Raw genomic sequence first — 17,116 nt, forward strand, 5'->3', positions numbered from 1 at the left:
GGGGTTACTTGCTGGTTACTGCCAGCACTTCTTCCAGGGTGGTGATGCCGGCCAGGGCCTTGTCAATGCCGTCCTGGCGCAGCGTTTTCATGCCGCTTTGCTTGATGGCGACCTCGGTGATCTCGGTGGCGTTCTTGCCCGCGCCGATGGCCACGCGCAGCGGCTCGTCAATCACCATCAGTTCGTGAATGCCCATGCGGCCCTTGTAGCCAGTGCCGCCGCAGCGGTTGCAGCCCGCGCCGCGCATCAGCTGGGCGCCCATCAGGTCGCGCTCCGTAATGCCGAGGCGGCGCAGCACGTCGGGATCGGCGTTCGTGGGGGCCTTGCAGTCGTTGCAGACCTTGCGCACGAGGCGCTGGGCCACCACGCCCACCACGGCGGCGCCGATGTTGAAGTGCTCCACGCCCATTTCTTCCAGACGCACGATGGCGCCGGGGGCGTCGTTGGTGTGCAGCGTGGCCAGCACCAAGTGGCCCGTCAGCGCGGCTTCCACGGCGATCTTGGCCGTTTCGGTGTCGCGGATCTCGCCCACGAAAATGATGTCCGGGTCCTGACGCAGGAAGGCGCGCAGGGCGCGGGCGAAGGTCATGCCCGCCACGTTGTTCACCTGTGACTGGATGATGCCCGGAATCTCGTACTCCACCGGGTCCTCAATGGTCGTGGTGTTCTTCTCGGGCACCGCGATGCGCTTGAGGGTGGAAAAGGAGGTAAAGGATTTGCCCGAACCCGTGGGGCCAGTCACCAGGAAGATGCCGTTGGGCTTGTGGATGGTGTCCAGGTAGCGCTGGTAGTTGTGCTCGGAAAAGCCCAGCTGCTCGACCTCGGGGATGTTGCTGGCCTTTTGCAGCAGACGCATGACGGCCTTTTCGCCGTACACCGTGGGCAGGGTCGAGAGACGCAGGTCAAGGTCAATGGAGCCCTTCTTGAAGCGCACGCGGCCGTCCTGCGGAACGCGCCGCTCGGAGATGTCCAGACTGCCCAGAATCTTGATGCGCGCCAGGATGCTCTGGGCACTGCCCTTGGGCAGCGCGTTCTGCTCGCGCAAGATGCCGTCCACCCGGTAGCGCACGCGCAGGGCGGTTTCAGTGGGCTCAATGTGAATATCTGAGGCTTCCTGCAGCGCGGCCTCGCGGATGATGTTGTCCACCACGCGCACGACCGCGTTGTCGTCCAGGCCCGCCGAGATGTCCACGTCGTCGGCGCGCTTGCTTTCCTTCTCGCGCTTGTTGCTTTCCTGCACCAGTTTCTGGTTCAGGTCGGCCATGTCCTTGTTGCCGAAATAGCGCTCGATCAGGCGGATGATGTCCTTTTCCGCCATCACGGCCGGCACGATCTCGCGCCCCGTGATCAGCTTCAGGTCGTCCAGCGCGAACACGTTGCGCGGGTCTTTCATGGCGATCACCAGCGACTCGCCCTGCAGCCGGATAGGCACCACGCCGTAGCGCCGCGCGGTGGCTTCGGGGATCATCAGCGCCACTTTGGCGTCTGGTGGGTTCTGAACAGGATCAAGGAACTCGTAGCCCAGCTGCGCAGCCAGCGAGCGCGCCAGCATTTCTGGGCTCAGCTTGCCGGACTGCACCAGGGTGTCTTCCAGGCGCCCGCCCCCGGCGTTCTGCTTTTGCAGGGCGTTGTCAATCTCGTCGGCGCCTGCGAAGCCCAGTTCCACGATCACCTCGCCCAGCGCCTTGACGCGGCCCTCTCTGGCCTGCACCTGCAGCGCTTCACGCAGTTGCGCGCGCGACAGCGTGCCCTGCTGCACCATCTGCTCGCCCAGTCGCCCGCGCTGCGGATAGAAGCGCTCGATCAGCAGTTCCACGTCCGACGGCTTGGCCAGGATCAGGTTCACGGAGCGGCCAATAAGGGCTTCCAGGTCGTCGCGCTTGCGCGGGTCGCTGGTGACCACGGTCACGCCCGTATCGGTCTCGTCTACCGGTACAGCGGTCAGGCGCAGGGCGTCGGCACGCAGCATGGCGCCCAGCACGTCCTCGCTGGGCTGGAAGTCGCGGGGGTTGCGCAGGAACACGGTGCCGGCCTGCTCGGCCAGCACCTCGTACAGCTGATCTTCGGTGATCGCCTTCTGGGCAATCAGGGTGGCCCCCAGCGGCTCGCCGGTCTGCTGCTGGGCGTCCAGCGCCATCTGCAGCTGGGCGTCGGTGATCAGGCCGCGCGCAATCAGGCGCTGGCCCATCATGCCGCCGCCGCTGCCGCCCTCCTCGGCGGGCAATTCCGCCGAGAGGTTCAGTTCGGGGTAGTTGGTGGCAATGGCCCACATAATCTGGTCGCGCAGGGCCTGGTAGGGCTCAATGTTCAGGCCGCTGTCGTCTTCCAGCGCCTCAATGGCGTAGCTGGACAGCGGGTCCACAATCGCCACGCGCAGGGTGCCGCCGTCCAGGCCAAAGGGAAAGGCCTGCACGTTCAGCGCCGTTTGGGCGCGCACGGCGCTCAGGGCCGCCGGGTCCGGCGTGACCACCAGCAGGTTCACCAGCGGAATGCCCAGCGCCTCTTCAATGGCGCGGGCAATGCGCTTTTCGCCCACCAGCCCCGAATCAATCAGGATGTCGGCGAGGCGCCCACCCACCTCGGCGTGGCGCACCAGGGCCTTTTGCAGGTCCGAGTCGTTGACATACCCCTGCTCCAGCAGGATGGCGCCCAGGCGCCGGTCACCGATAGAAAGTGCCATTGTTCATCTCTCCTTGTGGCGCCGTCAGGGCCGCCAGTCGTGGCCGTAGCGTTTGAGCACCGCGCGTTCCAGCCGTCTGGCCACGCGGGTATGCGGTAAGGAATTGCTGGCCAGGGGCCGCACCAGAATGGTGTGCATGCCGCTCAGGTTGCCGCCCAGAACGTCGGTAAACACCTGATCGCCCACCATGCCCACCTGCTCGGGCCGCAATTTCAGGGCGCCGATGGCGCGGCGAAAGGCGCGGGGATTGGGCTTGCCCGCCAGCCCCACGCCCTGAAAGCCCAGATGCTCCAGCCAGTAGGTCGCGCGGCGATCCGTGGCGTTGCTCAGCAGGTACAGCCGGATGCCCGCCAGTTTCAGGTCGCGCGCCCAGCGCATAACCCCGGCGGCGCCGTCCTTCTCGTAGCTGCCGTAGGGCACCAGCGTGTTGTCCAGGTCCAGCAGCAGGCCGCGCAGGCCCCGCCGGGCCAGGAATTCGGGGGTAATCTCGGTGACGTGATCAATCACGTCCTGGGGGCGCAGCATGCTCATGCCTGGCCTCCCGGGGCCCGCTCTGGGCCGCGCTGGCCGATCACAGCCCACATGCGGCCGGTGCGCCCCGCGTCGCGGCGGTAGGAATAAAAGTCGGCCTCAGTGGAGCAGCGGCCACTGACCCAGAGATTGGCCGCCGGCACGCCGGCTTGACGCAGCACCTCGCCGTTCGCCCAGGCGAGGTCCAGGTGGGGGGTGCCGGCCCGGCGCGTCACGGCTCCGCCCAGGCCCGCCGCCTCAAAGTCGGCGGCCACGCCCTCGCCCACCGGGTAGGCGGCGGCGCCAATGCCGGGGCCCACGGCGGCGCGCAGGCGCTCCGGGCGGGCGCCCAGCGCGGTCATGGCCGCCACCGTGCGCGTCGCAATGCCGCCCAGGGTGCCCTTCCAGCCCGCGTGGGCCGCGCCCAGCACCCCGGCCTCCGGGTCTTCCAGCAGCAGCGGGTAGCAGTCGGCGGTGCCGATGGCCAGCAGGACCCCGGGGCGGTCGGTCACCAGCGCGTCGCCGGTCCAGTGGCCGCCCGTGCGGGCGTGGACCACCTCCACGCCGTGCACCTGCGTCAGGCGGGCCACCTGCGTGGGCTCAAAGCCCAGCGCCGCACACAGGCGCGAGCGGTTTTCGGCCACATGGGCAGGGTCGTCCTCGCGGTCATCCAGGTTCAGGCCGGCGTAGGGCGGGCGCGACACGCCCCCAGCACGCGTACTGAACGCATGCGGCGCAGTGAGGTGCGGCGCGTGAAGAAGCATCAGGCGTTCAGTATTCCGCGTCATGTCTCACCAGATTCTGACGGGGGGGGTGGGGGGGGTGGGTGAAGGTGGGCACTGAAGTCAGAGGGAGGGGAGAGGGTGATGGGCGCGCACCGCCCAGTTGCCCTTTTGCACCCGCTTCAGCGCGCCGCCCCCGGGGGCTGCTACAGTCCCCCGCATGACGGTCCAGATTGATCTTTCCGACAAAACGGCCCTGGTGATGGGCGTGGCCAACGCGCGCAGCCTGGGCTGGGCCATCGCCGAGCAGCTGCTCTCTGCAGGCTGCCGGGTGGGCTTCTCCTACCAGGGCGAGCGCCTGAAGGGCGAACTCGACAAGCTGCTGGCCGGCCGTGAAGGCGTGTGGAGCCAGCAGGCCGACGCCACGGTGGACGAGGATCTGGCCGCCCTGTTCGCCCGGGTGAAAGAGGAATTCGGGCACCTGGATTACCTCGTGCACTCCATCGCCTTTGCGCCGCGCACGGCGATGGACGGCCGCTTTCTGGACACCACCCCCGAGGACTGGAACACGGCCCTGAACGTCAGCGCCTACACGCTGGTTTCTACCGCCCGCCACGCTGAAGGACTGCTGCGCCCCGGCGCGAGCATCATCAGCCTCACCTATCACGCCTCGCAGCAGGTGGTGCCCAAGTACAACGTGATGGGTGTGGCCAAGGCTGCCCTGGAAGCTGCCACCCGTTACCTCGCCGCCGAGATGGGCGGCAGCGGCGTGCGCGTAAACACCATCAGCGCCGGGCCCATGCGCACCATTGCGGCGCGCTCCATTCCGGGCTTTGGCACCATGTACGAAAAAGCCGCCGCCAGCGCGCCCCTAGGCCGCAATGCCACGCCTGAAGAGGTGGGCAAGCTCGCCCTGTTCCTGCTCTCAGACCTGGGCAGCGGTGTGACCGGCCAGACGGTGTACGTGGACGCGGGCGCCAGCATCATGAGCATGAAACTGGAGCAGAACTGACGGGGGGCGCCCCCCGGCCCCGCTATGCTGCGGCCCATGCCGCTGACCCCACACGCCCTGCTGCTGCTGCACGCCCAGCGCGCCTTTCTGGACGGCCGGGCCGACGAGCGCGCCCTGGCCCGCGCCTGGGCCCACCAGACCCTGGCCGCGCGGGCCAATGGCTGGCTGGTGGCCGTGGTGCAGTGGGACGCGCCCCCCGGGGCCGACTGGACCACACTGTTCAAACCCTGGACCCTGCACCCGGATTTCCGGGTGGAACACGGCGACCTGCTGGTGCGCGCCGGGACCCCCGACGCCTTTGCGGATTCGGACCTGGGCGCCGCCCTGCACACCCGCGCGGTGCAGACCCTGCACCCCCTGGGCCTGCCGGACACCCCCGAATGGACCGCCACCCTGGCCGGGGCCCAGGCCCAGGGCTTTGTGGTGGCGCCCCTGAAGCCACTATGAATTGGGAGACCCCATGAACCTGGACCACACACTGGACCTGCTGGTGCGGCTGCTTGCCACCCCCAGCCCCACGGGCTTCACCGAGCAGGCCGTGGCCCTGCTGGACACCGAACTGCGCGCCCTGGGCGTGACCCCGGCCCGCACCCGCAAGGGCGCGCTGACCTGGGAGGTGCCGGGGACGCGGGAGGGCCACGTCACCTTCAGCGGCCATGTGGACACGCTGGGCGCCATGGTCAAGGAGATCAAGCCATCCGGGCGCCTGCGGTTGTGGGCCGTGGGCGGCTACGACTGGGCCACCGTGGAAGGCGAGGACGTGCGGGTGCACACCCAGGACGGCCGCGAGCTGACCGGCACCGTGGTCAACGTGCGCCAGAGCACCCATGTCCACGGCGCCGCCCTGCGCGAGCTGAAACGCGAGGCCGCCGTGATGGAGGTGCGCCTGGACGAGCGGGTGTTCAGCGCCGCCGACGTTCGGGCCCTGGGCGCCGCCGTGGGCGATTTCGTGAGCTTCGATGCCCGGCCCCGCGTGACCCCGGCCGGGTACGTGAAGGCCCGCCACCTGGACAACAAGGCGGCGGTGGCGGTGTTCGTGGGCGTGACCCGGGAACTGCTGGCCCACCCGGCGCCGGTCACGGCGGCCTTTCACATCACCACGTACGAAGAGGTGGGCCACGGCGCCGCCACCGGCATTCCGCCCCACACCGACGAACTGATCGCCGTGGACATGGCGGCCGTGGGCGAGGGCCAGACGAGCAGCGAACACCATGTAACCCTGTGCGTGGCCGATGCCGGAGGGCCCTACGACCACGCGCTGGGCGGGCGCCTGCGGGCCGCTGCGGCCCACGCCGGGCTGGACCTGCGGGTGGACATCTACCCTTACTACGCCTCCGACGGTACAGCCGCGTGGCGCGCGGGGGGCGACTACCCGGTGGCCCTAATCGGCCCCGGCGTGGACGCCAGCCACGCCTATGAACGCACCCACATAGATGCTCTACGCGCCACGGGGGAACTGATGCTGTCTTATCTGCGCTCCGGTCGCCCAGCGTAAGAGCTCGTCCAGCTTCGCCGCCCCCAGCGCCCCCTGGGAAGGGATGAAGCTGTTTTCGGCCCTACGTCCAGCACCTCCTGCGGGGGCAGGGTGCCAAAGCCCGCGTCAAGCACGTGGCGGCTCAGGCCAGCACCTACAGCATTTCGCCCCGGAGCTCGCTGCGCCGCGTTAACGTCTGGGCCGAGCAGCGCGGCGCTCAGCACTGAATGGAGCGGAGAAAAAGCAGGGGCGAGCAGCAGCAGCAGGGGGTTGACAGGCCCGCTGGGCCGCATTAGGCAGTTTCACTGCCATCTGCCCCCCAGCCCCACCCCATATACTTTCCCCCCTCGTCCCTGTAAGCTGGACGAGTGCTGTCGTTACAGAAAGCGGCGAACATCCTGGGGGCCTTCAGCGCCGAGCAACCGGAATGGGGCGTGCGGGCGCTGGCCGCGCACCTGAGCGTGCCCCGCGCCACTGCCCACGCCTATCTGGCGGGCCTCACCGAAGCAGGCTTCCTGCGCCGCACCCCGGCGGGCAAATACCGCCTGTCGTGGCATCTGGCCGAGATGGGCGCCCAGCTGACCGCCGCGCTGCCCTGGTTCCCGGAGGCCCGCGCCCTCATCACGCGGCTGGCGCTGGAGGTGCGCTCCGTCGCCTTCCTGTGCATTCTGGAAGGCGAGGAGATCGTGGCCGCCATCCGTGAGCGCCACCCCGACGCTGACATCGACCTGCCGCTGGATGTCTATCTGCCCGCCACCGCCACCGCCAGCGGCAAGATCCTGTACGCCCACGCCGATCTCACGCCGCGTACCTTCTCAGCCTGCACGCCCAGTTCGATTACCTCGCTGGACGAATGGCGCACCGAGGTGGCCAAGGTTCGCCGCCTGGGCTACGCCTACTCCATTGAGGAATGGGTGCCCGGCCAGTGCACGCTGGGGGTGCCGTACCACGCCCTCTCGCACCCCGGCGATCCCCACGGCGAGAGTGTGGTGGCCGCCATCGGCGTACAGATGAGCGCCCAGCGCTACCTGCGCGAGGAGCGCCACATCCGCGAACGCGTGCTGAGTATCGTCCGCGAAGCCGAAGCGCTGCCGTAAGCGCGAGGGCCAGAGGCGGCCGAAGATGATGCTCCTCATCCGCTCAAGGTTCGGAGAGTTGTAGCCGTCCGCGTAGAGTGGCCCGACGAACGCGCTGGTTGAGCCTCCTTGCGGGCGATTCGCAGTGCTGCGTAGCCGAGGCGGGTGAGCGCTCCTACCGTCCCAGACGACGATGCTCTCATCTCGCCGCAATTGAAGACGGACTGAAGCCTTTCTGTGGGTGGGCGGGCAAGAGGGAAGCAGACCTACTTGCTCGCTCGCCGCCTCAGCCCAGGGCCTTAACCTCGTTTTGCAGGGCTTCGAGCTCTGTGCGCAGCGCCGCTGCACGTTCGCGGGCAGCCTGCAGGCGCGTTTGCTCCTGCGCGGTAAAGCGGGTGTAGGGGCTGACCGCGTCGCGCAGGCGGGTGTCGGCCCGCTCCTGCTCGCGTTCATATTCCCGGCGCACAATCCGCTCCAGGGCCTCGCGCAGTTCGGCCACCCGGGCACGCAGTTGCCGGTGGGCCTGAATGCGTTTGTTGGGCAGCACGAACAGGCCCAGGCTGCCCAGGGTCAGCCCCGCCAGAATGCCCCCAGTGAAGTCCAGCGCCGAGGCCCCGATCAGGGCGCCTACGCCCGCTCCCAGGCCCACGCCACCGGCCAGCCCACCGATGACGCCCTTCATGGCGTCCTCGGCGTCGCGCGACAGTTCGCGGGCGAGGTGCTGCTCGGTGGTGGTTTCCAGGTGCTCGCGCGCGCTGCCCGCAATGCCTTCGAGCAGCGCGCCCCGGTCATAGGAAAAGCGCGTGCGCGCCACCTCGGCGCTGGGCTGACGGCGAATGAGAAAGGCCTGCACGTCTTCCCAGAAATGCAGGTTGGCCTCCACGAAGCGGTCAATCATGGTGCCGAACTGCCGGTCAATGGCTTCGGGCAGATCAGCCACCGCCTCGCGCCGGAAGGCGTCTTCCAGTTCGCGGCTGTTCAGCAGCCCGCGCAGATTGGAAAAGCGCAGGTGGTCGTCAATAAAGCGGTCGGCGCGGACCTCGAACTCGCTGAGCAGGCGGCCAACCCGGTTCAGCTGCCCGTCCAGTTCGCCCAGCATGCCCTCGCGGTGGGTGACCTGCTGGGCTTCCAGGTCGCGCAGCACCGTGAGGTCCTCGGCCAGGGTGCGCCGGGCCGCCTCGGCGCGCGCCTCTTCACCAGACAGCAGAGCAGCGGCGGTGCCCAGTGGGCTTTGCAGTTTCAGGCGGGTGCGCTCGGTGTCGGAGAGGCGCACGCGCAGCACCTCGCGCAGGGCGTGAAAGCCCACGTCGCCGCCGCGTTGCTCGGCCCGGGCGCTTACCAGCAGCACGGGTGGGGTCAGGCCCAGCACGCCACGCGCGCCCGTTTCCACAAACTCGCGCACCTGCGCTTTCTGCTCCGGGGTTTCGAGCAGGTCAGCCTTGTTCACCACCATGATCACCTGCCGCCCCCAGCGCGCCGCGAGGCTTAAAAACTGCCGCTCGGACTCGGTGAAGGGGCGGTCGGCACTGGTCAGAAACAGCAGCAGATCTGCCCGGGGCAAGAAGCCTTCTGTCAGCGTCTGGTGCTGGCGGATGATGGCGTTCGTGCCCGGCGTGTCCACCAGCGCCACGCCTTCCAGACTGGGCAGGGGGTGGGTCAGGCGGCTCACGAAGGGGTCGGCGGTGGGCTCCATCTGCCCGGCCTTCTCGCCGTGGACGAGTACGTAAATGCGGTCGGTGGTGGGGGTGACCCCTTCTGGCAGGACCGCCGCGCCCAGCAGAGCGTTGACGAATGAACTCTTGCCCGCGTTGAATTCGCCCACCACCACCAGCAGGAAGGTTTCATCCAGCGCGCGCAGGGCCTGCCGCGCGTGCGCGACCACGTCCTCGGGGGCCCCCTGGCCCTCCACGAAGGCCTGAAGGTCCGCTAGCAGCTGCCTTTCGCGCGCCAGCAGGGTGTGCACAGAACCGGACACCAGCATGCCGCCCAGCCTACCCGCCTGGGCCGGGTGGCGGCCTTGATGAACTGTTGGGCTGTGGGTGTTCGGGGCCCCTCCCCAAATGGGGGTCTTCCCCCATTCAGGGGCCCCCAAATGGGCGCAAACGGCGGCTCTGCGTGGGAATTTGTGCGGCGCCTGTCAGAAGCAGAGTGGCACTTTGGATGACAGCGAGGTCATCTATGACGACACCCCCTTTCACCCCGGATCAGTCCCAGCAAGGCTTCACGCTGGTCGAGTTGCTGATCACCATTGGCGTGCTGTCCATCCTGCTGGGCGTGGCGGCCATGACGCTTCTGCCCTGGCTGCGGGCCCAGCAGGTACGCACTGACATCAGCGAACTGGCCGCTGACTTCAACCTGTACCGCACGAAAACGTTGAGCGAAGGGCAGGTGTACCGCATTACGCTTTCCACTGACCGCTATGTGGTGGAACGGCAGCTTACGAAGACCACCTGGGCCACAGCTGAGACTTACGTATTTCGCCGCGCCCGCTTGAACCTAAGCAGCGTGGCTACGCAGTACGTTTTCCTGACCACCGGCATTCTGGAAGCTGCCCAGAACAATGTGATGTCAAGCAATACCACGGTGGTGGGCAGCGACGGTAAGACCAGTGTCGCCCTGCGTGTCACGGCCCTGGGCTTCACGAGGATTCTATGAAGCGCGCCGAAGGCTTAACCATCACCGAGGTGCTGGTCGCCATGCTGCTCGTTTTGGTTATGGCCACCAGTGTCAGCCCCATGTTGACTGCCACTATGTCCAACAACTCCAGCTCGCGCACCCGCAGCTCGGCACTGAGTGCCGCCGAAACCTGGATTGAGCGCTACCGCAGCGGCCAGGAGCCACTGGACACCGTGGGTCCCTGTGTCGAAGTGCCCACGGGTAAGGTCACTTGCACATACGCCTATGACCACAGCTTCTCCGGGGACACGGGCATTCCCTCGCACGTCTCAGACGCCGCCAACCTGAAAGGTCAGTTTGAGCGTTTTCGCAGTGTACTGGAAGCCACGCCCGTTTCTTCGGGCAGCAACCTGAGTCTGTGGGAACTCAAGGTGCAGGTGTTCTGGAAAGAAAAGGAGGAAAAGAGTGTCACGGTCTACACCCGCTTTACCCGCTGAGGCTGCGGCAAGCCGTCAGGCTGGGTTTACCCTGCTGGAACTGCTGATTGCCTCGGCCATCACGCTGGTGATTCTGGGCGCTGCCAGCAGCATGTTGATGACCACCGCCCGCGTGCAAACCCTGGAGCAGGAGCGGGTGCCACTGCAGGCGACCGTACGCAGCAGCCTGGAAATGATGGCCTACGACCTGCGCCGCGCCTCAGATCCGCGTGTGCTCTACACGGCTGCCAACGTCCCCAATGATTTGAAGAGTGCGGTCAGCACAAATACGGTGCTGACCCTGACGGTGACTGACGCCGCCGGGTATTTCACCATCCCCGAGCCCGGCGGTTATCCGAACAGTAAGTCCTTCTCCCAGAATTCGGTCACCGACGTGAATTCACCTAACTCAGAGGGAAAGTTCTGTGATGAGGTCTTTAGAGGCGACGACTGGGCCCTCGTCACCGTTGGCTCACAGGGCGCGCGCTGGGTGCAGACGCATCAGTCAAATCCCTGCACCGGTAATGACAGGAACAGGACGCCCGGTGCCCCTGGCAACATCAAGCTGAATCACAACCAGTACCCTCTGAGCGGCATGACCTGGGCTCCTGACGGCGCCATTTCCAAGGTATGGGTCATTCAGTATTACCTGGGGACGGAAACCATCAGTGGTCAGAGTGTGCCCACGCTGTACCGCAAGATTGACAGCCAAGCAGCGCAGGTGGTGGCCTATCACATCTCTGGCATGCGCCTGGAGTATTCGGTGGACGGCGTGACCTTTACCACCACCCCCAATGCGATTCCCAACGTGGTGCGCGTGACCCTGACTGGTCAGGAAGCGCGTGCTCAGACGAATGGCACGCGGCGCACCTACGCCCTGACCAACACTGTCTTTATGAGGAAGGCGACCCAGAATGCAGCGCCCTGAGATGACCCCCCAGACCCACGGCTTCGCGCTGGTCAGCGCCCTGGCCGTCATGACCCTAGTGCTTTTGATCACCTTCACGCTGGTGACCACGTCCACCAGCGAACTGTTCCAGACCAACTCCAGCCAGGGCCTTGTGCGGGCCCGTGCGCTGGCTGAGGCCAGTGTGGCGCAGGCCACGGCCACTCTGGTGAACGACGGCGTGACCCAGGTGAATACGGTGCTCAAGCCGTACGTAGACGCCTTTGCCTCCAGCGGCAAGGACGCGGCCAGCGAGGATATTGTGCCGGTGTCGGCGTACGGAACAGTGGAAACGCAGTTGAACAGCACCGTCAAGAGCAATGCGAGTGTGACGGCCCCCGACGGCGGTGGCAGTGCCCAGGGCGGCGTGGTGTTCGACAATTTCCGCCTGGACAAGGCCAGCCGAAACAAAGAAGGGCAAACCTACTATGTAGATTACGAGCTCAGCGGCACTGGCACCAGCGGCAAACACCAGCGCAACGTGGAAACCACGGGAACCCTGCGGCTGGTGCTGGGCCGTCAGTACCTGAATCAGTATGTGCTGCTGGCCGATGATGGCGGCTTTAACCAGGGCACTTGCTGGATGTCCGGCGGCAGGCAGTTCTGCAGTGGTGGCGGGTTCTTCGGAACAGGTAATACGTTCGATGGGCCAGTGCACTTCAATAAAAATGTGGCTTTCCGTGGCAACCCTCGCTTTAACTATGGTGTGACGGTCGCCTCGCCTACCAACTTTATGTATGACTGTGTGGCCCGCGCCTATCAGGTCACTGCCAACCAGACCACAGGCTGTACCACCCCTGATTACGGCAGCTACGGCAAGCAGCATGTGAGTGACACTGTGCCGCTGCCCACCAATGCTTTCTCGCAGGCCCGCGCGGCCCTTGGTCTGAATGCGGGGCTGACTGGCGCGCTGACCAACAGAGAAATCTGTCAGGCGATTGGGCAAAACCAGAACTGCACGCCGGCCAGTGGTGTTTATGTACCTCGTTCGGGCAGCACCGTGACTGGGGGCATCTTTATCCAGGGTGACGCCCAGGATGTGCAGCTGAGCGTCAATGGTCAGAATCAGGTGTATACCGTGACCAGTGCGACTGGCGTGGTGACCCGTATTGAAGTGAACTATGGCAGCAACACCACCACGGTTACCACAGGCAATCAGGTGACCAACCTGACCGGGGTGCCAAACGGCCAGTTGTATGCCAATGGCAGCATTCGTTCGCTGCGTGGCCCCGCGCGGACTGGTGCTGTGTCTAGCCCCTCTCCCGCCTCCCCCCCTGTCCAGGTGCCGCCCGCGCTGGCAGCCGAATCAAAGCTGAACATTGCCTCCAGCGGCGACGTCCGTATTCAGGGCGACCTCACCTATACGGAGGACCCGCGCACCGTCCCTGATGCCAAGAATGTGTTGGGGATCATCAGTGGAAGTGGCAACGTGCTGGTCGGAACGGGGGCGCCCAACGATATCTACATCATGGGCTCAATTTTGGCTGGGGGCAGCGGCAAGGGTCTGCTGGTGGAGGGCATTGACAACCCGTCCGTGGTCTATGGCGCGCGGGGCAAGCTGAACCTGTTGGGCTCGCTGGCCGAGAATACTGACCCACTGCGCGCGATTACTAGTGGGAGCCAAACCGTCAAGGGCTACGACGATAACTTCAGCTACGACAAACGTTTCCTGAACGGCGGCGCGGTGCCTCCCTATTTCCCGGCCACCACCAAGTTCACCGCCACCACCTTCTGGCCCAAGCAGAACACCTGGGACGAGAAGTAAGCCAGAGAGCACCATAAACAGAGGGACCGGGGTTTCTTCCCGGTCCCTCTATCTCTTGGCCCTCGTTCTTTACCCCCGCCGCCCTTCCTCATCGTCAAAGTATTCAAAGCGGAAGGTGCCGATTTCCACCGTATCGCCTTCGCGGGCGCCGGCGCGTTTAAGGGCGTTGTACAGGCCCTGGCGCTTGAAGACAGCGCCCAGGTACTCGGCGGCCTCTTCCATGTAGCGCGAGAAGCGCACAATGCGCTCCTCAAAGCCGCCCCCATGAATCTCCCAGACCCGTTCGGGCTGCCCAGTGGTCACGATGCCCACCCCGCGCGCGGGCGGATCCTCGCGGAAGACCACCCGCAGCGGCTCCTCGGCCACCGTGTCCGGCTCAATGTCCAGGGCGTGCGTCTGGGCCCAGAGCTCACGGTCAGGCAGCATCTGGAAGAGGGCCTCGCGCAGTTCCGGCAGGCCCTGGCCGCCCTTGGCACTCACCCGGATCACGGGCAGGCCAAACTGCGCCAGTTCGTCTTCCACCATCACGGCGAGGTCCTCGTCGGTCAGTTCCACCTTGTTCAGGGCCACCAGGGCCACCTGCTCCAGCAGTGTGGGGTCGTAGGCCTGCAGCTCGGCCTGCAACTGGCGCAGTTCGCCCACCGGATCGCGGGTTACGTCCAGCACATACACCAGCACGCGCGTGCGGCTGATGTGGCGCAGGAATTCCAGCCCCAGCCCTTTGCCCTCGCTGGCACCCTCGATGATGCCAGGGATGTCGGCCAGGGTGAAGCGCTCGTCCAGCGGCTGGCCGTGCGCGTCGAGGCGGTCCACCACGCCCAGGATGGGGGAAAGGGTGGTAAAGGGGTAATCGGCAATCGCCGGGTTCGCCCGCGAGAGGGCCGCCAGCAGGCTGCTCTTGCCCGCGTTGGGGTAGCCCACCAGCCCCACATCGGCAATCAGGCGCAGTTCCAGGCGCACGCGGCGTTTCTGGCCCGGGGTGCCCAGCTCGGCAAAGCGGGGGGCCTGACGGGTGCTGCTGGCAAAGGTGCTGTTGCCGCGTCCGCCAGAGCCGCCGCGCGCAATCACCTTTTCCTGCCCCACCCGCACAAGGTCGGCAATCGCGCGCCCGGTGTCCTCGTCAAAGGCGGTGGTGCCCACCGGCACGTCAATGTAAATATCCTCGCCGTCGGCCCCCTGGCGCAGGCGGCCTTCGCCGTAGGCGCCGTTGGGGGCCTTGAATTTGCGCTTGCCCACCAGCCGCTCCAGGCTCTCGACGCCCTCAATGGCGCGCAGGATCACGCTGCCGCCTCGGCCGCCGTGGCCGCCGTCTGGGCCACCCTTTTCCATGTACTTGGCGCGGTGGAAGGACATGCTGCCGTCCCCGCCGTTGCCGGCGGCCACCTCAATTTTCAGAACATCTCGGAACGCCACAATCACTCCTTTACGCGCGTCCGGCACGCGCCGGCAACGCGAACGCAGCCTGACCACACGCAGGGCCACACCCAGGTGGGTGGGCGCGGCGGTCAGGCCGCAACGCCTGCCAGTCTATCAGGGAAGTGCCCCCGCGCCCCGGCGCTCAGCCCTGTGCCGCCGGCGCCGCGCCGCCAGACTGAGGCCCAGCACGGTCAGCGCGGCGGCGCCCAGGGTCCAGCCAGGGGCGGCCCACAGGGTGTCCCCAACACTCAGCACCAGCATGGCCACGAAGGGGGCCAGCAGCATCGCCCAGAACAGGCTGCTGCCCAACGACACCCACCATGCTTCCCGGCCGGCGCGCAGCGCGGCCCGGGGCAGCGTCCCCAGCACCCCCAACACCAGCCAGCCCACCAAACCCAGGGTCACCACGGCGCCGGCCGACTCCAGCGGGCTCAGGTCAAGGGTGCGCCACGACAGGGCGTTCAGGCCCCCCAGGACCAACCCCAGGCCCGCCAGCATGCGGGACCCGGGCGCCGCTGCCACAAGACCCAGCGCGGCGGCAAAGAGGCCCAGCCCTGCCAGCCACACGACGCTCGTCAGGAGCGGCGACCTTGCCCGTGGCGGTGGAAGCAACGGCGTTGGGGACGGCGGCCAGCGGTACAGCCCCCCTGCCGCCGAGGTGAGGGTGACTTCAAGCCCCTCCTCGGTGGCCGGGCGCAGGCGGATGACACTGTCCCTGGCAAAGGGCAAGCGGGCCAGTTCTGGCACGGCCTGGGCACAGGATTGCCCCTCCCAGGTGGCCGGCAGGTGAGCCTCGGTCGAGTCCAGTTCCTGGGCCAGGGCGATTACGCAGCGGCGCAGGGTGTTCTGGGCGCCCACCTCCAGCGCCTCACGCCGGGCCGCGTCGGGGGCGGGGATGGGGGTCGCGGCGAGGGCGGCCCCGATGCCCAGCAGCAGGGCCATGCTCAGGAAGCGGCTGGACATGCCCCGTGTTGTACCGTGTCCCGGCCAAGAAAAGAGCCGGCGACCACAGGGGGTCACCGGCCCAGATGCGCTGAGCAAACTCAGTCAGCGGCGGTTTCGGTGGGCACTTCAATGCTGATGAAGCGGCCCTTGGTGCCACGGTTGGTGAACACGACCTTGCCGCTTTCCAGGGCAAACAGGGTGTGGTCGCGGCCCATGCCCACGTTGGGGCCAGCCTTGAACTTGGTGCCGCGCTGGCGCACCAGGATATTGCCGGCCAGCACCTGCTCGCCGCCGAACTTCTTCACGCCCAGGTACTTGGGATTGCTGTCACGGCCGTTCTTGGACGAGCCGACGCCTTTCTTGTGTGCCATTTCAGTTCACCTCAGCCTTTGATGCCCAGAATCTTGATGGCGGTGTAGTCCTGACGGTGGCCGGTGCGGCGGCGGTACTGGATGCCGCTCTTGTACTTGCGCACATAGATCTTGGGGCCACGGCCATGCTCGACCACTTCGGCGCTGACCGTGAACTTACCGGCCGCTTCACCGAAGGTTGCCTGCTCGCCGCCCACAAAGATGGGGGTCAGGTCCAGCTTGTCGCCGGCCTCGCCCTTCAGGCTCTCGACGCGGATCACGTCGCCTTCCTGCACGCGGTACTGCTTCCCGCCGGTCTGAATGATTGCAAACATCTTCGTTCCTCCTGCCGCGCGCCCGGACAAGACGCTGCTTGTCGGGCGGCTCTGGCTGCGTTCGTTGCCCCCGCGCCTTGGCGGGTCACCAAGAGCGGAGTGTACCACAGCGGGAAGCGCAACGGGAACGCCACCCGTGGCCGGGGCGGTCAGGCACCAGGGCACGGGGGCAGCAGGCAAACGCGGCGTCTGGCGCGAAGGGGCGCGGCCAGGGGGGCGTGGATTGCGTGCAGGTTCCCGTGTCTGTAACGTGTCCTCGCGGTACACGTAGGCTCGCGGGGGCGCGAGTCGGTGTGCGTCTGACCTCCGGCGCTGGCTGCCTTTGAAGAGCGGCGCAGCGGTCCCGGGCAGCATACCACGCCTGGGGGCCCCAGCGGGAACGCCCGGCCGGTGCAGCGCGTACTGAAGGGCGTGATCAAGCGGATTCGTGCGGTGTGGCGCGACGCCCTGGCCCTGCTGTTCGCCCTGGGGGACCGGCAGACCCCCACCAGTGCCCGGCTGCTGGCCCTGGGGGCGCTGGCCTACGCTCTGCTGCCCCTGGACCTCTTGCCCGACCTCACCCCGGTGCTGGGCGTGGCCGACGACGCCCTGGTGGTGCCGGGGTTGCTGGCGCTGGCGGCGCGCACCCTGCCGGCACCGGTGTATCAGGCGGCGCAGGGGCGCAGTCTGGCCTTGCAGCGGCGCTTGCCATGGCTGGTGCCGGCGGTGGCCTTCGGGGCCCTGGGGGCGGCGGGGCTGCTGGGCTGGGCGCTGTGGCAGGCCCTGGCTGGCTGAGACGGAACTCAGCTGAGCA

At 67.0% G+C, this 17,116-nt stretch carries 17 protein-coding genes; 9 read left to right on the forward strand and 8 right to left on the reverse strand.

Annotated features, from left to right (window positions below):
• Positions 1–4: 4 nt before the first annotated feature.
• Genes KMW22_RS13070 through pgeF form a run of 3 tightly spaced genes read right to left on the reverse strand, consistent with a single transcriptional unit; the run spans position 5 to position 3,978 of the window.
• Complete coding sequence (locus tag KMW22_RS13070) at positions 5–2,680, reverse strand: ATPase, T2SS/T4P/T4SS family (protein WP_221090485.1); 2,676 nt, start codon at positions 2,678–2,680, stop codon at positions 5–7.
• 24 nt (positions 2,681–2,704) lie between these two features.
• Entirely contained in the window at positions 2,705–3,211 is a 507-nt protein-coding gene (locus tag KMW22_RS13075) for a YqeG family HAD IIIA-type phosphatase (RefSeq protein ID WP_221090486.1), read from the reverse strand.
• Complete coding sequence (gene pgeF, locus KMW22_RS13080; protein ID WP_221090487.1) at positions 3,208–3,978, reverse strand: peptidoglycan editing factor PgeF; 771 nt, start codon at positions 3,976–3,978, stop codon at positions 3,208–3,210. Before pgeF ends, KMW22_RS13075 begins: the two co-directional genes overlap by 4 nt.
• A gap of 154 nt (positions 3,979–4,132) precedes the next feature.
• Between pgeF and KMW22_RS13085 the strand changes: the two genes are divergently transcribed.
• From KMW22_RS13085 to KMW22_RS13100, 4 genes are all read left to right on the forward strand, one after another.
• The gene (locus KMW22_RS13085; RefSeq protein WP_221090488.1) at positions 4,133–4,924 is read left to right on the forward strand and encodes an enoyl-ACP reductase FabI; all 792 of its coding nucleotides are present in this window, start codon (positions 4,133–4,135) and stop codon (positions 4,922–4,924) included.
• 36 nt (positions 4,925–4,960) lie between these two features.
• Positions 4,961–5,371: a cysteine hydrolase family protein gene (locus KMW22_RS13090; protein ID WP_221090489.1), complete on the forward strand. Its 411-nt coding sequence runs from the start codon at positions 4,961–4,963 to the stop codon at positions 5,369–5,371.
• A 13-nt stretch (positions 5,372–5,384) separates the two neighbouring features.
• Positions 5,385–6,419 (forward strand): M42 family metallopeptidase, encoded by a 1,035-nt coding sequence (locus KMW22_RS13095; RefSeq protein WP_221090490.1) that lies wholly within the window; start codon positions 5,385–5,387, stop codon positions 6,417–6,419.
• A 347-nt stretch (positions 6,420–6,766) separates the two neighbouring features.
• Positions 6,767–7,495 (forward strand): IclR family transcriptional regulator, encoded by a 729-nt coding sequence (locus tag KMW22_RS13100; RefSeq protein ID WP_107138198.1) that lies wholly within the window; start codon positions 6,767–6,769, stop codon positions 7,493–7,495.
• A 265-nt stretch (positions 7,496–7,760) separates the two neighbouring features.
• On the opposite strand, the gene KMW22_RS13105 is transcribed toward KMW22_RS13100, so the two are convergent.
• Complete coding sequence (locus tag KMW22_RS13105) at positions 7,761–9,455, reverse strand: dynamin family protein (RefSeq protein ID WP_221090491.1); 1,695 nt, start codon at positions 9,453–9,455, stop codon at positions 7,761–7,763.
• Between the two features lie 197 nt (positions 9,456–9,652).
• Here KMW22_RS13105 and KMW22_RS13110 point away from each other — a divergent pair, with 197 nt between their 5' ends.
• Genes KMW22_RS13110 through KMW22_RS13125 form a run of 4 tightly spaced genes read left to right on the forward strand, consistent with a single transcriptional unit; the run spans position 9,653 to position 13,277 of the window.
• Entirely contained in the window at positions 9,653–10,129 is a 477-nt protein-coding gene (locus tag KMW22_RS13110; RefSeq protein ID WP_221090492.1) for a pilus assembly FimT family protein, read from the forward strand.
• The gene (locus KMW22_RS13115) at positions 10,126–10,587 is read left to right on the forward strand and encodes a hypothetical protein (RefSeq protein WP_221090493.1); all 462 of its coding nucleotides are present in this window, start codon (positions 10,126–10,128) and stop codon (positions 10,585–10,587) included. Before KMW22_RS13110 ends, KMW22_RS13115 begins: the two co-directional genes overlap by 4 nt.
• Positions 10,556–11,494: a PilW family protein gene (locus KMW22_RS13120; protein ID WP_221090494.1), complete on the forward strand. Its 939-nt coding sequence runs from the start codon at positions 10,556–10,558 to the stop codon at positions 11,492–11,494. Before KMW22_RS13115 ends, KMW22_RS13120 begins: the two co-directional genes overlap by 32 nt.
• Complete coding sequence (locus KMW22_RS13125; protein WP_221090495.1) at positions 11,481–13,277, forward strand: DUF4900 domain-containing protein; 1,797 nt, start codon at positions 11,481–11,483, stop codon at positions 13,275–13,277. The genes KMW22_RS13120 and KMW22_RS13125 overlap by 14 nt, the downstream gene beginning before the upstream one ends.
• 69 nt (positions 13,278–13,346) lie before the next feature.
• Here KMW22_RS13125 and obgE read toward each other — a convergent pair whose 3' ends face one another.
• From obgE to rplU, 4 genes are all read right to left on the reverse strand, one after another.
• The gene (obgE, locus tag KMW22_RS13130) at positions 13,347–14,690 is read right to left on the reverse strand and encodes a GTPase ObgE (protein ID WP_221090496.1); all 1,344 of its coding nucleotides are present in this window, start codon (positions 14,688–14,690) and stop codon (positions 13,347–13,349) included.
• A gap of 117 nt (positions 14,691–14,807) precedes the next feature.
• The gene (locus tag KMW22_RS13135) at positions 14,808–15,656 is read right to left on the reverse strand and encodes a hypothetical protein (RefSeq protein ID WP_221090497.1); all 849 of its coding nucleotides are present in this window, start codon (positions 15,654–15,656) and stop codon (positions 14,808–14,810) included.
• Positions 15,657–15,736: 80 nt separating this feature from the next.
• Entirely contained in the window at positions 15,737–16,009 is a 273-nt protein-coding gene (gene rpmA, locus KMW22_RS13140; RefSeq protein WP_221090498.1) for a 50S ribosomal protein L27, read from the reverse strand.
• 11 nt (positions 16,010–16,020) lie between these two features.
• Positions 16,021–16,323, reverse strand: a complete 303-nt coding sequence (gene rplU / locus KMW22_RS13145; RefSeq protein WP_221090499.1) for a 50S ribosomal protein L21 — start codon at positions 16,321–16,323, stop codon at positions 16,021–16,023.
• Positions 16,324–16,734: 411 nt separating this feature from the next.
• Between rplU and KMW22_RS13150 the strand changes: the two genes are divergently transcribed.
• Complete coding sequence (locus KMW22_RS13150) at positions 16,735–17,097, forward strand: DUF1232 domain-containing protein (RefSeq protein WP_221090500.1); 363 nt, start codon at positions 16,735–16,737, stop codon at positions 17,095–17,097.
• Positions 17,098–17,116 lie beyond the last annotated feature (19 nt).

The sequence above is a fragment of the Deinococcus aquaedulcis genome, from assembly GCF_019693445.1.
GTDB lineage: Bacteria > Deinococcota > Deinococci > Deinococcales > Deinococcaceae > Deinococcus > Deinococcus aquaedulcis.